This is a genomic window from Fodinicola acaciae (genome assembly GCF_010993745.1).
In the GTDB taxonomy this organism is placed as follows: domain Bacteria; phylum Actinomycetota; class Actinomycetes; order Mycobacteriales; family HKI-0501; genus Fodinicola; species Fodinicola acaciae.
This window is the reverse complement of the sequence record NZ_WOTN01000004.1, coordinates 130,342-145,175: the sequence shown is the minus strand read 5'-3', so window position 1 is coordinate 145,175 and position 14,834 is coordinate 130,342. Positions and strand designations below refer to the sequence as shown.

Sequence of the window (14,834 nt, the reverse complement as noted above, 5' to 3'; positions counted from 1 at the left end):
TCGGGTTATGAGGTTGACTCCTGGCACCGAGGCGGTGTTCGTGCCGGCCGCTGACGGGGTGGCGCGGCATGGCAGGGTTGCGTTCTGGGGTCCGGACGTCGACAACGACGGCTGGATCGAGCTGGTGTTGCGCGGCAGGTCCGGCATCAGGCGACGGCAGGTGCCGGCACGCATGGTGCCGGTGCAGGAGGCGCTGCCGCTGCTGCTGACCAACCCGACCGACGCGAGTCTGACGGTCAGGGTGTGGTCGGTGGCGGCGCTGGCCGGCCTGGGCTTGATGGCCAGGGGCCGGATCGTGCCCGCGCGTACGGCCGACGGTTACGGCAGCTGGCGCGTCGGCCCGCTCGATCCGTACGACCACGACTGGCTGGCCCGGATGACGACGGCGATGCCGGTCAGAGCGTACGCGGTGCCGCTCGGCGACAAGCACATCCACCAGCCGGGCGAGCTGGTCAGGCTGTTCTGGGACGCGCTCGCCGACACCTTCGTACGCACCAGCGGCGCGCCGACGGCGGTCGATGCCCCGGCGTTCACCACGGCAGAGCCGGCGAAGATCGCCGGTCCGCTCGACTGGCTGGACGCGCTCGACCAGTCCGAGCACGCCGGCGTACGCGTCGTGCTGCGCCTTGAGGTGCCCGACGACGATGCGGAGAGCTGGATGGCGGTCGTCCAGCTGCGCAGCATCGCCGATCCGAGCCTCATCCTCGACGCGGAGGAGCTGTGGCACGCGCCGGCGGCGGTGGTTGCCAGGTTTGGCGAGGACGCCGAGTCGGACCTGCTGCTCGCGCTGAGGAGAGGTGCGCGCGCGTGGCCGCCGATGGGGCCGATCCTGGAGCAGGAAAGCCCGACGGCGATCCCGCTCGACGACGAGTCGGTCGAGGACCTGCTCGGCGACGGCGCCGCGCGGCTCAACAATGCCGGCATCGACGTGCTGTGGCCGGCGAACCTCCTGGTCGAGGAGGTGAAGCTGAAAGGCGGCATGGAGGCGCCGAAGAGCCTGACCGAGCCGGCGATGACGATGCGGTCGCTGCTCCGGTTCTCCTGGCGGCCGACGCTGAGCGGTGAGGTCCTGACCGAGGACGAGATCGCCGAGCTTGCGGCGGCCAAGCGGTCGCTGATCCGGTTGCGGGGCCGCTGGGTCAAGGTGGATCGCGCGCTGATCGGCAAGCTGCGCAAGCAGCGCGACCGCCAGCTCACCGGGTTGGAGGCGCTGTCCGCGGCGCTGACCGGTGAGATCGACGTCGACGGTGAGACCATCGAGTTCGAGGCCGCGCCCGAGATCGCCCGGCTGGCCGACCGGCTGTCCACAATGGACACCGAAAGCATCGATACGCCGGCGGAGCTGCGGGCCACCCTCCGGCCGTATCAGCAGCGTGGCCTCGCCTGGCTCAACGCGATGACCGAGCTCGGTCTCGGCGGCTGCCTGGCCGACGACATGGGTCTGGGCAAGACCATCCAGCTGATCGCGCTGCATCTGCACCGGAAGAGTGGCCCCACGCTGGTGATCTGTCCGACGACGCTGCTCGGCAACTGGGAACGTGAGCTGGCCAAGTTCGCGCCGCATCTGCCCGTACGCCGCTATCACGGCGGCCAGCGCCACCTCGACGATCTGCGGCATGACGAGGTGGTGCTGGCCAGCTATGGCGTCGTACGCCGCGACGCCGAAACGCTGGCGACGATCGACTGGGGCCTGGTCGCGGCCGACGAGGCGCAGCACGCCAAGAATCCGTTGTCCCGTACGGCGAAGTCGCTGCGGCGGATCCCGGCGGCGGCTCGGCTCGCGCTCACTGGCACGCCGGTGGAAAACCGGTTGTCCGAGCTGTGGGCCATCCTGGACTGGACGACTCCCCACCTGCTCGGCAGCCAGGAGAGCTTCCGGAAAAAGGTCGCCATTCCGGTCGAGCGCTATGGCAACCAGGAGGCGACCGAGAAGCTCGCGAAGGTCGTACGTCCGTTCCTGTTGCGGCGCAAGAAAACCGATCCCGGCATCGCGCCGGAGCTGCCACCGAAGACCGAGACCGACCAGATCGTCCAGCTCACCGTCGAGCAGGCGACGCTTTATCGCGCCATCGTCGAGGAAATCCTGGCGCAGATAGAGGAGGCGCAGGGCGACATGGACCGCCGCGGCCTGATTTTCAAGCTGCTGACCGCGTTGAAGCAGGTGTGCAACCACCCCGCTCAATATCTGCACGAGGACGGCCCGATCGGCAATCGGTCCGGAAAGCTGGCTGCGCTGGAGGAGTTGCTCGATGTGATCGTGGCGGAAAACGAGTCGGTGCTGGTCTTCACGCAGTACGTGGAAATGGGCCGGCTGCTGGAAAAGCACCTGGCCGGCCGCGGCATTCGTACGCTTTTCCTGCATGGCGGCACGAGTCCGCGCCAGCGCGACGAGATGGTCGAGCGGTTCCAGCGCGGCGAGGTGCCGGTTTTCCTGCTGTCGTTGAAGGCCGGCGGTGTCGGGCTCAACCTGACCAGGGCGAGCCACGTGATTCACTACGACCGCTGGTGGAATCCGGCGGTCGAGGATCAGGCGACCGACCGCGCCTACCGGATCGGTCAGACCAAGCCGGTGCAGGTGCACAAGCTGATCACCGAAGGCACCGTCGAGGACCGGATCGACACGCTGGTGAAAAGCAAGCGCGCGTTGGCCGAAGCCGTCGTCGGTGGTGGCGAGACCTGGCTGACCGAGCTCTCCAACCAGGAGTTGGCCGACCTGGTCCGGCTCGGACAGGACGTGGAGGTGGCGGCGTGAAGCGCTTCGGTGGCACCTGGTGGGGGCGGCAGTGGATCGTCGGCCTGGAGCAGCGGGCCAAGCTGGACAGCAACCGGCTGCCGCGTGGCCGGACGTACGCGCGCCAGGGGACGGTCAGCGGCCTCACCATCGGCCGCGGCCGGATCACCGCGACGGTACGCGGCCGCCGTCCGCAGCCATACAAGGTGGTCATCCGGGTGGCGACCTTCGACGACCCTGCCTGGGACCGTGTTTTCGGTTCCATCGCGGCGAAAATGGGTCGGCTGGCGGCGTTGCTCGATGGCGAGCTGCCGGCCGAGGTGGCGCAGGACGTGCAGCAGGCCGGCTGCGACCTGCTGCCGGGTGCCGGCGAGATCCAGCCGCGTTGTTCGTGTCCCGACTGGGCCGATCCGTGCAAGCACGCGGCGGCCGTTTGTTATCTGGTCGCCGACGCGATCGACGCCGACCCGTTCGCGTTCCTGCTGCTGCGCGGCCGGTCCAAGGACGAGGTGCTGGCGGCGTTGCGGGCGCGTCGAGGCAACCGGTCGAGCGCGTCGCTGCCGCGCCGCCAGCCGGTCGGCATCGATCCGGCCGAGGCGTACGGCCGCGGTGACCTGTCGCCGTTGCCGAGGCCGCAGTTGCCGCCTGCCACTCCGGGCCGGCCGGCGCCGCTGCCGGTCGACCCGCCGGCCGAGAGTGGCGTGACCGTGCCGATGTTGACGGCGCTTGCCGCGGATGCCGCCTCGCGTGCGTGGGAAGTGGCGGTCGGCGTTGGCGACGGCGGTCTCGCGCTGGAGACCGAGGTCGACATCGCCAGGCGTGCCGCCGGCATGCTCGGCAGCGCGGACGTGCCGGCGCTGGCCAAGCGGCTCGGTGTGCCGACCAAGACGCTGGTCCGGTGGGCCATCGCCTGGCGCGAGGCCGGCGCCGGCGGCGTCGCGGTGGTACGCGACGACTGGCTGCCGGACCCGTCCGCGCTCGCTCCCGCGCGCGAGGCGATGACCGAGTGGGGCGGTGAGGCGCGCGTCCAGCGCAACAAGGTGACCTGCGGGGACGTACAGCTGCGGCTCGGCCACGACGGCCGGTGGTATCGGCTGCTGCGGTCCGGCGCCGGCTGGGACCTGGACGGCCCGGCCGCCGACGACCCGGCCGACCTGATCGATGGTTAGGCCTAGGTGTAAACGTCCTGGCCGGGTACACCTAGGCGGCGTGCACCTGCTTGATGATGGCGTTGGCGACGACGTCCGGAGCCCGCTCCGGGACCCAGTGGTCGACGCCCGGCAGCTCGATGAACTCGTACGGTCCAGCGACCTTCGACCCGGTCGCCTCGGCGCCGACCCGGCCGAGCGCCGCGTCGTCCGAGCCCCACACGAAGGTGATCGGGTTACGGATCTCCGGCATCTCCGGGATCGCGTTGAAGTCGACCGCGCGATACCAGTTCAGCGCGGCGGTCAGCGCCCCCGGCTGGCTGAGCAGCTCCACGTACGCCTGGACGGCGTCCGGCTCCAGGCCGGTGAAGATGGTCCGCAGAGCGGCCGCGTTGTTGCCGAGCAGCACCTCCTCGGCCTTGCCCTCGGTGCGGAACAGCTCGAAATAGCGCGACATCTGCTGCTGGTCGGGGTCGGCGCGAAGCGCCTCGCCAAACGCCACCGGATGCGGCACGCTCACCGGCACGGCGCCCAGAAACCGGTCCGGGAAATGCGCCACCAGTTGCCAGGTGACGATCGCACCCCAGTCGTGGCCGGCCACGTGCGCGGTCGGCAGGTTCAGCGCGTCGAGCAGGCCGATCACGTCGCCGACCAGCAGCGGCACGGCATAGTTGGCGACGCCGGCAGGCCGGGCGCCGGGTGAGTAACCGCGCTGGTCGAGCGCGATCGACCGGATGCCGGCGTCGTTGAGCCGGTCGACGACGGCGTCCCATTCGCGGTGGTTCTGCGGAAAACCGTGCAGCAGGACCACTGCGGGACCGTCGGGCGGCCCGTCCTCGAAATACTGGAACTCCAGGTTGTTGACCGTGACGGTCGCGCGCAACGGCATGGCCGCAGTCTACGGCTTCGGACCCGGTTTACCGGTCGAAACGATCAGCCGGCCAGGCCGCCAGCCGCGCGCGCGGCCGCGCGGGACGACGTACGCGCCGACCAGCACCAGGATGCCGGCGAAGAGCAGCACGCCGGCCACGATGAGCGCGACGGTTCGGGTCAGCGCGTCCTTGTCCGACTCCGACGGCGCCGGCAGCGCGCCGGCTCGCGGCGGTGCCTGGCCGCCGGTGGTGAGGATCGCGTTGACCGCACGATACGGGTTGACCACGCCGTATCCGACCTGCTCGTTGGGACCGGTGCCGGGCCGGTCTGCGGTCTCCAGGATGCGCTGCACGACCTCCTTGGCGCGCATCCGCGGATAGTACGCACGCACCAGCGCGGCGACGCCGGACACGTACGGCGCCGCGTAGCTCGTGCCGCCCTGCTGGTCGCCGACGTATCCGCTGCCGGCACCGGACGGTCCGACGATCTCCGCGCCAGGTGCCGACACCGCCACGTAGTCGCCGGTCTCGGAAAAGTCGGCGCGCGTGCCGTCGCGCTTGATGGCGGCGACGGCGAGCACGCCGGGATAGGCGGCCGGATACTGCTTCTGGTTTCCCTGCTGGTTCTGGTTGCCGGCGGCGGCCACGACGACGATGTCGCTGTCAATCGCGTCCTGGACGGCCGCTCGCACCTGCGGATCGTCGTTGGTGGTCGTCAGCGACAGGTTGATCACCTGCACGTGCTGGCTGATCGCGGCCCGGATGCCGGCCGCGATGCGCGGCTCCAGCCCCTCCTGGACCTGCAGGTTTTCCAGCGTCTTGATCGGCACGATGACGGCCTCCGGCGCGACGCCGTGGAAACCGGTGCCGTTCTCGCCCTGGCCGGCGATGATGCCGGCGACGATCGTGCCGTGCCCGACGCAGTCCTCGGTCGGCGAGCCGCCGCCGGGGATGACGCTGGCGCCGCCTTCGACGCGGCCGCGCAGCTGCGGATGAACGGCCGAGACGCCGGAGTCGACGACCGCGACCCTGACACCATGACCGCGTGACTGCGGCCAGGCCGCCTCCGGGTCGAGCCGCGTCTGAGCCCACGGCACCTGCGGATACGGGTCGCCGCGCTGCACGCACTTGGCGTTGTTGCTCGACGAGGAGCCGGAGCTGTCCGCGCTCGGCGTCGGCGACGGCGCGGCCCAGGCGCCGGTCGGCACGAGGACGAGCAGCCCGGCGATCACAACCCCCGCGATCCGTCTCACGGTCTTCAGGTTAGCCGAGCGTGCCACCGCCGACGCGGTGCTCGGCGGCGGCGAGCAGCCAGTCGATGATGGCTTCGCCGCCGGCCGCGCCGCGCGCGCTGAGCGCGGTGACCCGCGGAGCGGTCCAGTTGGAGTCGGCCAGCTCGCCATGGCCTGGTCGTACGGCCGCATCAGCGGCGGCGAGCAGCTCGGCATCCAGGAGCGAGTCGCCGGCGGCGAGTACGGTGTCGGCGTCGATCCGGCCGGCGACCTCGGCGACCGCGCCGCTCTTGGTCAGCTCGCGCGGCACCGCGTAGACCTTGCGGCCCTGCACCGAGACCTCCCAACCGCGCGGCTCGCACCAGCCGATCATCTCGTCCACATAGGACAGTGGCATCGCGGCCCGGTCGACCACCAGATAGCAGAACAGGTCCTCGGCCTCGCGGTGCTTGAGTGTCCACTGTGGATCGGCGGTCTTCGCCAGCCATTCCGACACCTCGGCCAGCTCGGCGGACACCGAGGCGAGCCGGCGGCGGACGGCGAGGTGCCAGCGCACGTCCGGCACGCCGTCCACCAACAGGTGACCACCGTTGGCGCAGATGGCGTATTTCCTTGGTGGCACGGGCAAAGTGATCCGCTGGTATTGCTCGCGCGTACGCGTCGTCACCGGCACCAGCTCGGTGCGCTCGGCGAGCCGCCGCAGGCCGTCGGCCGCGCGCGGTGTCAGATAGGACAGCGGCTCGCCGTCGTAGAGCTCGACACACATCAGGTCGCTGGCGTCGGTTTCGGCCGCGGCGCGCGAATAGATGAGCGTACGGTCCAGGTCGCTGGCCACCAGCACGGTCATGAGTGCGCACCAACCGACGTGCCGGCGCTGCCGGTCGCGCCGCGGGTGAACTTCGGATGGATCAGGCCGACGCAGGTGTATGCCAGGTCGTCGACCTCGACGACCTCGACACCGCGCTGCTCGGCCAGCAGTCGCACGTGCGCGAGGTCGTCGCCCGCGCCGCGCCGAGCCAGGATTTTCCATGGTACGCGCCGAAGCAGCACACGAGTGGTCTCGCCCACCCCGGGCTTCACCAGCGTGGTCTCGCCGATCCCGTATTCCGCGCAGATGGCCTCGACCGCCTTCCAGCCGGACCAGGTCGGCGTACGGTCCACTGTGGACAGAGCGTCGCGCGCGACTTTCTCGGCGACGGCGGGAAACTCGGCGGAGATCGTGTCGAGGAACTCGGCCGAGACATCCGCGGGTGCGAGATCGGCATAGAACTTGCCGCCGTGGAAATCGTCCGGTCCGATCAGCTCGCGGTTGAGGACCGTACGCGACACCAGGCCGGACACCGTCGAGTTGAGGCACGCCGATGGGATCAGATAATCCTCGCGCGTGCCGAAAAGATCGACGCAGCTGCCGGGATCGGCCAGCACGGCGAGCCGGCCGGAGAAGGCCGTGCCGGCGACCGCGTCGGCGAGCTCGGCGGTGATCGCGCCTTTGCCGGTCCAGCCGTCGACGAACATGACGGTCGCCGGATCGTGGTTGGCGGCCAGCCAGCGCAGCGCGACGGTGTCGATGCCGCGACCGCGTACGATGCTGATCGCGTGATGTGGCAACGAAAGTCCGTGTGCGTACGCGGCCCAGCGGCGCATCAGGATGCCGATTGGTACGCCAGCGCGCGCCAGCGACACCAACACCGGCCGCGGTCCGCGCTCGGCCAGCACCAGTTCGGTGACCAGCCCGACCGCGTACGCGACCCGGCCTGCCGAAGTTTTCAGCGCCTGCCGGAAAAGGTGCTGGTATTCCTCGCTCGGCTGGTATTCCACCGGAAGCGACTCGGCATAATGTGCGCCGCCGGACTGGATCGCCTCCTCGCGTTCCTCTGTCGGCGCTTCAAGCTCCACATTGGACAGATCGGTGAGCAGCCAGCTGACCTCTTCCGAGGCGTACGACGAAAACGCCGGACCGGCCAGCGGCGACGGAAGCGTGCTCAACTCAGATCACCACCAGCAGCACGCGGTCGGCGAGCGCGGTCAGCTGAGCCAGCAGGCCATGGTGCAGCGCAGGTGTGTCGGCCGGCGCGTCGACGACGAGCACGATGGCGTCGCAAGGCCTGACGTTGTAAGCAAAACGCGCACCAGGTCCGTCGGCGGGGTCGTCATGCGACGGAAAGCTCAGGCTCGTACGGATGGCATAACCGGGATCGTCGACGGCCAGCACCGGAGACCGTGTGGTGGTGGAATAGCGTACGCCCGGCAGCGCCTCGGTCATCGCCGAAGCGATCAGCAACGGCGCATACATCAGCTCTTCGAATCCCAGCACCAGCACCGATTCCGCACCGGAAAGCTGACCGGCGATGGTCTTGCCGACCAGATCGGCGCACGCTCCGAGCTGCGACGTGCCGGCGGCGGTGATCCCCTGCCGTCCACCGACCGGCGCGTCCCACTCGACCTGGACGCGCTCGAAAGCCTTTGACGAAGCCAAAACCGGCGAGGGTGTTGTCATTTCCGCGACCAGCCGCTGACCGGCCTCCAATACGCCGTCAGGCAGCTCGACGACGCCGCTGGACAACGACACGGAGCGGACCTCGCCGGCCCGCGCTTTGTCGGCCTCGGACCGCACGTCCACCAGGCTCGCCAACAAATACGACCGGTGCGGCGCCAGCCGGTCGAGCTCGGCGATCGTCCCCAGCGCGGTCGCGCCGGTCGACAGCTCGTCGTCGACCAGGACGACGGTGGTCGCGGGATCGTTCAGCGCGGCCAAAACCGATGGCTCGGTCGGCAGCAGGAGATGGTCGGTCGCATGCGAATGCGCCTCGGCGAAACCGCCGTATGGTTCGACACCGTCGATCGGCCGCCGAGTGGAATGCAGATACGGCGCACCGAGCGCTTCGGCGACACAATGTCCCAACGCGGTCGCCGTTTCGGCGTTGCCGATGACGACCGCCGGGCCGGTCAGCTCGCGGGCGACCAACTCACCGAGCTCGACGCCGGCGCCGTGCACCGCGCGTGGATCGGTCGGGACGTGTTTGCCGAGGATGGTCGAGACCAGCAGATGTGCGCGCTTCGGGTTGCGCCGCACCGCGAGGCCGAGCAGGTCGTGCAGAGCACGGCCGGCGGTGGTGCGCAACCGTACGCCAAGCCGGTCCGACACCCAGGTGCCCGACCAGTCCGACTCGGGGAAAACCGCATCTGCCATCAATCAGGACGGTACCGGAGACAGCAGTGCGCCGAGTACGTTCACCCAGGAAACCTCCGGGTTCGTGACGCCGAACACCCGTGCGCGGATGCGGATCCGCTCGGCCCACGCACGGTGCGGGTTGGCCTCGTTCATCTTGTTCGCGTACTCGCTGGCGCGTACGCCCCCGCCGGTCGCGGCCAGAATGTCGTTGGCGTCCACATACTCTTCGTGAGTGACCACGCTCAGAGCGTGTACGGCCGCGACGTGACTGGGGTGGATAATGGTTTTTCCGACCAATCCGTTGGCTTTGTCCAGCTCGATCTCGTGCAGCAGACCTTCCAGGTCGCGGTCGATGATCTGCTTGTAGACCCGGCGGCCGCGCTTGGACTCGTCGAACGGCTCCTCCGGCAGGCGCTGGTCGAAAACCGCGTTGTTGGGGTCGAAATATTCCCAAACCGGGCCGGTCACCACGAATCCGCTGCCGTCCGCGCGGCCGAGGACGTTGACCACGTCGGCGATCGCGTCGGCGACCAGCCGGATGTCGTATATCGGCATGCCGCGCGGCCGGCGCAGGCCGTACGCGGAACACAGATCGGTGGCGCCGATCCGTACGGCCAGCACGTTTTCCCGGTGTTGTTCAAGCATTTCCGCGATCCGCGCCAGACTTTCCACCCGGGTTTCCCGATGGATGATGTCCGGCGACTCCAGCACCGGCATGCCGAGCAGGCGATGGCCGGAATTGGCCGACGCTTTGGCCAGGGCGTCCAGAAACTCCTTGCCGAGATCGCCGGTGAATTTCGGCAGTACGAAACCGGTCAGGACGTCGACGGCGTCGCCGAGCCGGCGGGTGAGATCGATGATTTGTTCGGGAGCGCGAACGCGTACGAACAGCAGCGGGCCTTCTTCGGTGGAATTCCGATATGCCTTGAGTTGTTCGATCGCGTTGTATTCCGCGGCCGGCACGTCGTCGGAGGAGATCGCGTCCTCCAGGCAGACCACCATGCTCGCGACGCCACGAATGGCCTGCCGGCGGATGTCCTCGGTGAGTCGCGGTCGAGTGGCCGGAGCGTACAAGGTGGCGCCGAGCGCGACCGAGAGCACCTCGCGGTCGCTGTCACGGTGGAACGGCGTCGGTTGACGGTGGAAAAGCGCCGACCGTTCGAAGTCGGTCAGCATGGCGAAGTGACGCACGGCGGCACCCCCATCGGATTAGGCAGTTTGTCGTTGGTGGCCTGGTTGTGCGGCCGTCCAAGGGTAGAACCCGTTGTCCAGCAAGCCTGTTCACAGCAGCACGAAACAGTTTCGTAACAACATCAACTAAGGTTCAGGCCAGCAGAGAGTATGACGGCAATAACCGCCAGCCGTCCACTCGTGTTGCCCTAACGTCCCCCGCGCATGACCAAAGTCGTCGACACACTAGCTGGGACGGGCCGGCCCGACGTGCTGAGACGAACTGTGGGATAAACCGCAATGAACACTGGACGTCCGTCGTCAGGTGCCGGAATTGTCAGGCCACCGGCTATTTCCAGCTTGGTGTTGGTGATGTTCTCACCGGTCGCGGCCGGATCGTCGGCACTTTCCGGAAACTGGTCGCGGCGCCACCGTACGGCCGCCTCGGTCACACCCATCGGCATGGTGAACATGACGACGATCTGGTTTCCCTGATCTCGTCCGGAAAGTCCGGTCACCGGTGGCGCGGCGATGACGGTACGTGAGTTGCCTGCTACGGCCAGGTCGCCGACGATCGTGACCGGCGTGTAGATCACCCGGCCGGACGCGGCACGGTCGATGATCCGGCGCGTGCCGGTGCCGACCAGCCGCGCCTGCCGCCGGAGCGACTGCAGGTCGACATCCGTCCCCCACGCGGCGACCGGCGTCGCGGTCGGCCCAGTCGTCGCGTAGATGCTCACCTGGCCGGCCGGTGGATGGTCGAAGCTGAGCCGTACGCTGCCGTCGGCCTGCGGACTGAACCAGATCTCCGGCACCGGCACCGGCAGCGCGTCGACGGTCAGCTCGACCGTGCGGCCCTCGGTGGCGATCGGCTCGCCGGCGCCGCGATACGTGACGCGCGCGCGGTAGGTGACCGTGTCGCCTGGCCGTACGGACGTGTCGGTGGCGACGCCGCTGGCAGCCTTTATCGGCGTGACCGTGTCGCCGAGCCGTTCGACCGCGACCAGGCCGGCGCCGCCGGGGTCGCGGTAGCTGATCCGCACGGCCGGCGCCCCGTCGACGCGTACGGTGCGCGCCGCCAGGCCTTCGATCTCGCGCGCGACCAGCACCTCGTCGGAGTGCACCGGCACGCTCGAGCGGTCGCCGGCCACCGCGGTGACCTGATAGCGCAACGGCAGGCCGCCGGGCGCGCCGGCGTCCTCGAAGTCGGTCGCCGTCGTACGGCCGAGGCCGCGGGTCGCCTCCTGACCGGCGGCGGTGATCTGCCTGGCCAACCGGTAGGCGACCTCGCCGGTCGACGCGGACGGCTGCCACCGCACCCGTACGGCGTCGGCCTCGGCGAGCGCGGTGACCGCGGTCGGTGGCGCGAGCGGCAGCCGGTTGAGCGCGTCTCGTACGATCCGCGCGTCAGGTGCGGTGGTCAGCAGCTTGGTCAGCTCGGTCTCGGCCTCGGTCGGCGGCAGCTCCTGCGCCATGCGGATGGCGTCGTACGTGCGCCGATAGGCCGCGAGCGAGGTGCCGCAGTTGCCGCAGAGCATCGCCGCGGACGGCTGCTGCTGGCCACACGAGGGGCAGGTGAGGTGCAGCGCGGTGCCGCAGTAACGGCAGGTCGGCGCGGTCTCGGTCTGCGGACGCTCGCACAGGCCGCAGACGATGATGTCGCGTGTGTGTACGGCGACCGAGACGGCGGCGCCGGCCTGTGCCGCGACCTGCCGGATGATCTCGCGCGCGTCGGCGGCCGAGAAGCCCCAGTCGTTGCCGACCAGCGCGGTGACCAGCGTCTGGTGGTCTTCGGCGGAGATCTCGCCGGTCACCACGGCCAGCATCTCGATCTCCGGACGGATCAGGTCACGCGCGTCGGCCTTCAGGCTCGCCTTATAGCGCGCCGGACCGTCGGCGGCCAGCAGCCGCGTCTTGATGGTCGCCAGCAGGTCGCCGAGCAGCGTCTTGCGACGGTCGCGCCGTGCGCCGGCGTTGATCTGGTTGAGCTCATCCGCCGCCTGCCGGATCCGCTCGACCGGCGCGTCGTTCTCCAGGTTGAGCAGCGAGTAGAGGGTCGGGAAACCGGGACGATGGTGCTCCAGCGTGGCCAGCTCGTCCAGGCTGCGGCGGATCTGCCGGCGTACGGCGTCGTCCCACGGCACCGCCTCGGTGTCTTCGACGATGCGCCGACGTGCGCTCCAGCCGGCGAAGGTGGTGGCGTCGACGCCGTGGTGGGCGGCGATCCGCTTCAGCGCGTCGAGCTTGGAGCGCGGAATGTCGCCGAGCCGGTGCGCCAGGTCGTCCAGCACGGCCAGGCCTTCGGCCTGCGCCGACTCTCTCGCCTGGGTGACCCGCTGCGCGGCGGCTTTACGCGCGCCGCTGTTGAGCAGGATCGACTCGTACTCGGCCCGGCGACCGACCAGCTGCGCGGCCAGGCCGCGGTAGCGCGGATGGTTGCGTTCCTTGTTCCAGAACGCGAGGACCTCGTCCAACTGCTTGGCCGCGGTCGCGTCGTCGGCGTCCGGGTCGACCGCGCAGACCAGGAACGGGTCACCGGTCTGCGGGTCGGCGAGGCCCGGCTCGTTGAGCAGCCGGGCCAGTACGTTCTTCCGGTAAGCGTTGGTGTCGAGGGTCACCGCGCCACCTCCATTTCGCCAGAGGCGGCCTGACCTGCGGTTTCTCGCCTCGGGGTGGCATTCTGGCCGGCGACCGGGTGTCCGTTTGTCACCTTGTTGACCGCTGCTCGCGGGTAGGCGGTCGACAAGGTTCCAAACGGACGCCGACAGCGAGGTCCGATTGCTGCGTGGCGCGGCAAAAGCGCAGGTAGAACCGGTACGGACGACGCAATCGGAATCCGATTGCGTCGGCTGATGTCCAGCGGCACCGCTAGGCCTTGGGTTTGAGCAGGTCGACCTTCGCGCGCTCGGCGTTGCGGACCTCGTCGCTGGCCATGCCGGCCTCGACCCGCAGCACCAGCGGCTCGTGTACGGCGGAGTGCCGCGCGGTGACCTCGATGGTCTGGTCTCGGCCCATCGCGAACCGTACGTCCACCGGCGTGCCCTTCGGCTGGCCGGCGGGGATGCCGAGCAGCCGGCCCTCGACGATCTTCTTGTTGTCGCCGATCCGCTCGCTCTCGTCGGCCGTGGCCTGCTCGTACACCTCGACCAGCACCTCGGTCTGGTTGTCGGCGACGGTGAAGAACCGCTGCTCGCTCTCGACCGGCAACGTGTCGTTGGCGTGCGCCAGGAACTCGACGTAGAGCTGACCGCTGCCGTCGGCCAGCGCCAACCCGAAACCGCGGCTGGTCACGTTCGAGACCTCGGTGTCGACCAAAACCGCGGCGGCAGTCGCGGACAGGCCGTACTTGGCCGCCGCGTCTCGTACGGCGGCGGCCTTGTCGGTGCCGCCGGCCGACTCGACGAAGGCCTCCAGCTCCTTCTTCTGGCCGTAGATCGCGGCACCCTTGGCGACCGCGAGGTCGGGGTCGGCCAGCTGTGGCGTGAAGCCAAACTCCTCCTGCAGCCGCCGCGCCACCGCCGGCGACTTCGACATGCCGCCGACCAGCAGCACCTTGTCGATGGTCGGCGCGCCACGCTCGGCGGCGGTCGCGAGCACCCGCTTGGTCAGCTCGATCGTCCGCTCCAGCAGGCTCGCGGTGAGCTCCTCGTACGCCTGCCGGGTCACTGTGATCGACGCGCGGCCGCCGTTGTGGATGACGAACGCGTCGACCTGCTCGCGGCCGGTCAGCGACTGCTTGGTCTCCTCGGCCATGGTCAGCAGGTCCTGCGCGCCGTAGGTGTCGTCCAGCGGATCGCCGGCGTCCGGCTGCTCGGCGACGAACTGCGCGGACAGGTAGGTCGTGAGCTGGTCGTCCCAGTCGGCGCCGCCCAGCTCGTGGTCGCCGTCGGTGGCCACCACCTGGATCTTCTTGGCGGCCAGCTTGATGACCGTGACGTCGAAGGTGCCGCCGCCGAGGTCGTAGACCAGCACGGTCTCCTCGGCGGTGTCGCCGGCCTGCGCGAAGCCGTACGCGAACGCCGCGGCGGTCGGCTCGTTGATGATGTCGACGACGTTCAGCCCGGCCAGCTCGCCGGCCAGCTTGGTCGCCTTGCGCTCGGCGTCGCCGAAGTACGCCGGCACCGTGATGACCACGTCGGTCACCGTCTGGCCGGTCGCGCGCTCGGCGTCGGTGGTCAGCGCGCGCAGGATCAGCGACGAGATCGCCGGCGCCGAGTAGTCCTGGCCGTGCACGCGTACGCGCCAGTCGTCGTCACCCATGTGCCGCTTGACCAGGCTGACGACATCGTCGGGACGTACGCGCGCGTTGCGCTTGGCCTGGATGCCGACCACGATGTCGGTCGGCGAGTCGAACATCACCACGGACGGCGTCGCCGGCTGGCTGTCGGCGTTGGGGATGACCGCCGGCCGGCCGTACTCGTCGACCTGTGCGATGCACGAATATGTCGTTCCCAGGTCGATCCCGTAGACCTTGTTGGTGCCGGGGTTGGTCACCGGACTGCCTCCATC

Annotated in this window: 10 protein-coding genes; 2 read left to right on the top strand and 8 right to left on the bottom strand. The window is 69.4% G+C overall.

The window, feature by feature from the left end; all coding sequences use genetic code 11:
- Window positions 1-7 precede the first annotated feature (7 nt).
- Together GNX95_RS35915 and GNX95_RS35910 are read left to right on the top strand one after the other, a co-directional pair.
- On the top strand, window positions 8-2,752 hold the full coding sequence (locus GNX95_RS35915) for a DEAD/DEAH box helicase (protein WP_163512261.1): 2,745 nt from the start codon (window positions 8-10) through the stop codon (window positions 2,750-2,752).
- Window positions 2,749-3,900, top strand: a complete 1,152-nt coding sequence (locus GNX95_RS35910; RefSeq protein WP_163512260.1) for an SWIM zinc finger family protein — start codon at window positions 2,749-2,751, stop codon at window positions 3,898-3,900. Before GNX95_RS35915 ends, GNX95_RS35910 begins: the two co-directional genes overlap by 4 nt.
- Window positions 3,901-3,931: 31 nt before the next feature.
- Here GNX95_RS35910 and GNX95_RS35905 read toward each other — a convergent pair whose 3' ends face one another.
- The 8 genes from GNX95_RS35905 to GNX95_RS35875 form a co-directional block, all read right to left on the bottom strand.
- Window positions 3,932-4,768, bottom strand: a complete 837-nt coding sequence (locus GNX95_RS35905) for an alpha/beta fold hydrolase (protein ID WP_163512259.1) — start codon at window positions 4,766-4,768, stop codon at window positions 3,932-3,934.
- A 9-nt stretch (window positions 4,769-4,777) separates the two neighbouring features.
- Window positions 4,778-6,004 (bottom strand): type VII secretion-associated serine protease mycosin, encoded by a 1,227-nt coding sequence (mycP, locus tag GNX95_RS35900; RefSeq protein ID WP_163512258.1) that lies wholly within the window; start codon window positions 6,002-6,004, stop codon window positions 4,778-4,780.
- Window positions 6,005-6,014: 10 nt separating this feature from the next.
- The gene (locus GNX95_RS35895) at window positions 6,015-6,830 is read right to left on the bottom strand and encodes an HAD family hydrolase (protein WP_163512257.1); all 816 of its coding nucleotides are present in this window, start codon (window positions 6,828-6,830) and stop codon (window positions 6,015-6,017) included.
- On the bottom strand, window positions 6,827-7,969 hold the full coding sequence (locus GNX95_RS42800; protein ID WP_222854207.1) for a cysteine protease StiP family protein: 1,143 nt from the start codon (window positions 7,967-7,969) through the stop codon (window positions 6,827-6,829). Before GNX95_RS42800 ends, GNX95_RS35895 begins: the two co-directional genes overlap by 4 nt.
- A gap of 1 nt (window position 7,970) precedes the next feature.
- Window positions 7,971-9,173 (bottom strand): phosphoribosyltransferase family protein, encoded by a 1,203-nt coding sequence (locus GNX95_RS42795; RefSeq protein ID WP_222854206.1) that lies wholly within the window; start codon window positions 9,171-9,173, stop codon window positions 7,971-7,973.
- Window positions 9,174-9,176: 3 nt separating this feature from the next.
- On the bottom strand, window positions 9,177-10,331 hold the full coding sequence (locus tag GNX95_RS35885; protein WP_222854341.1) for an HpcH/HpaI aldolase/citrate lyase family protein: 1,155 nt from the start codon (window positions 10,329-10,331) through the stop codon (window positions 9,177-9,179).
- Window positions 10,332-10,534: 203 nt separating this feature from the next.
- A complete protein-coding gene (locus GNX95_RS35880) occupies window positions 10,535-12,943 on the bottom strand; it encodes a zinc ribbon domain-containing protein (RefSeq protein ID WP_163512255.1) in 2,409 nt (802 codons plus the stop codon).
- Between the two features lie 250 nt (window positions 12,944-13,193).
- Window positions 13,194-14,819, bottom strand: a complete 1,626-nt coding sequence (locus GNX95_RS35875; RefSeq protein WP_163512254.1) for an Hsp70 family protein — start codon at window positions 14,817-14,819, stop codon at window positions 13,194-13,196.
- Window positions 14,820-14,834 lie beyond the last annotated feature (15 nt).

What these genes read in the sequence shown, in the direction of transcription:
- GNX95_RS35915 (WP_163512261.1), top strand. Translation starts at nt 8, where the DNA reads ATGAGGTTGACTCCTGGCACCGAGGCGGTGTTCGTGCCGGCCGCTGAC.
- GNX95_RS35905 (WP_163512259.1), bottom strand. Translation starts at nt 4,768, where the DNA reads ATGCCGTTGCGCGCGACCGTCACGGTCAACAACCTGGAGTTCCAGTAT.
- GNX95_RS35895 (WP_163512257.1), bottom strand. Translation starts at nt 6,830, where the DNA reads ATGACCGTGCTGGTGGCCAGCGACCTGGACCGTACGCTCATCTATTCG.
- GNX95_RS42795 (WP_222854206.1), bottom strand. Translation starts at nt 9,173, where the DNA reads ATGGCAGATGCGGTTTTCCCCGAGTCGGACTGGTCGGGCACCTGGGTG.
- GNX95_RS35885 (WP_222854341.1), bottom strand. Translation starts at nt 10,331, where the DNA reads ATGCTGACCGACTTCGAACGGTCGGCGCTTTTCCACCGTCAACCGACG.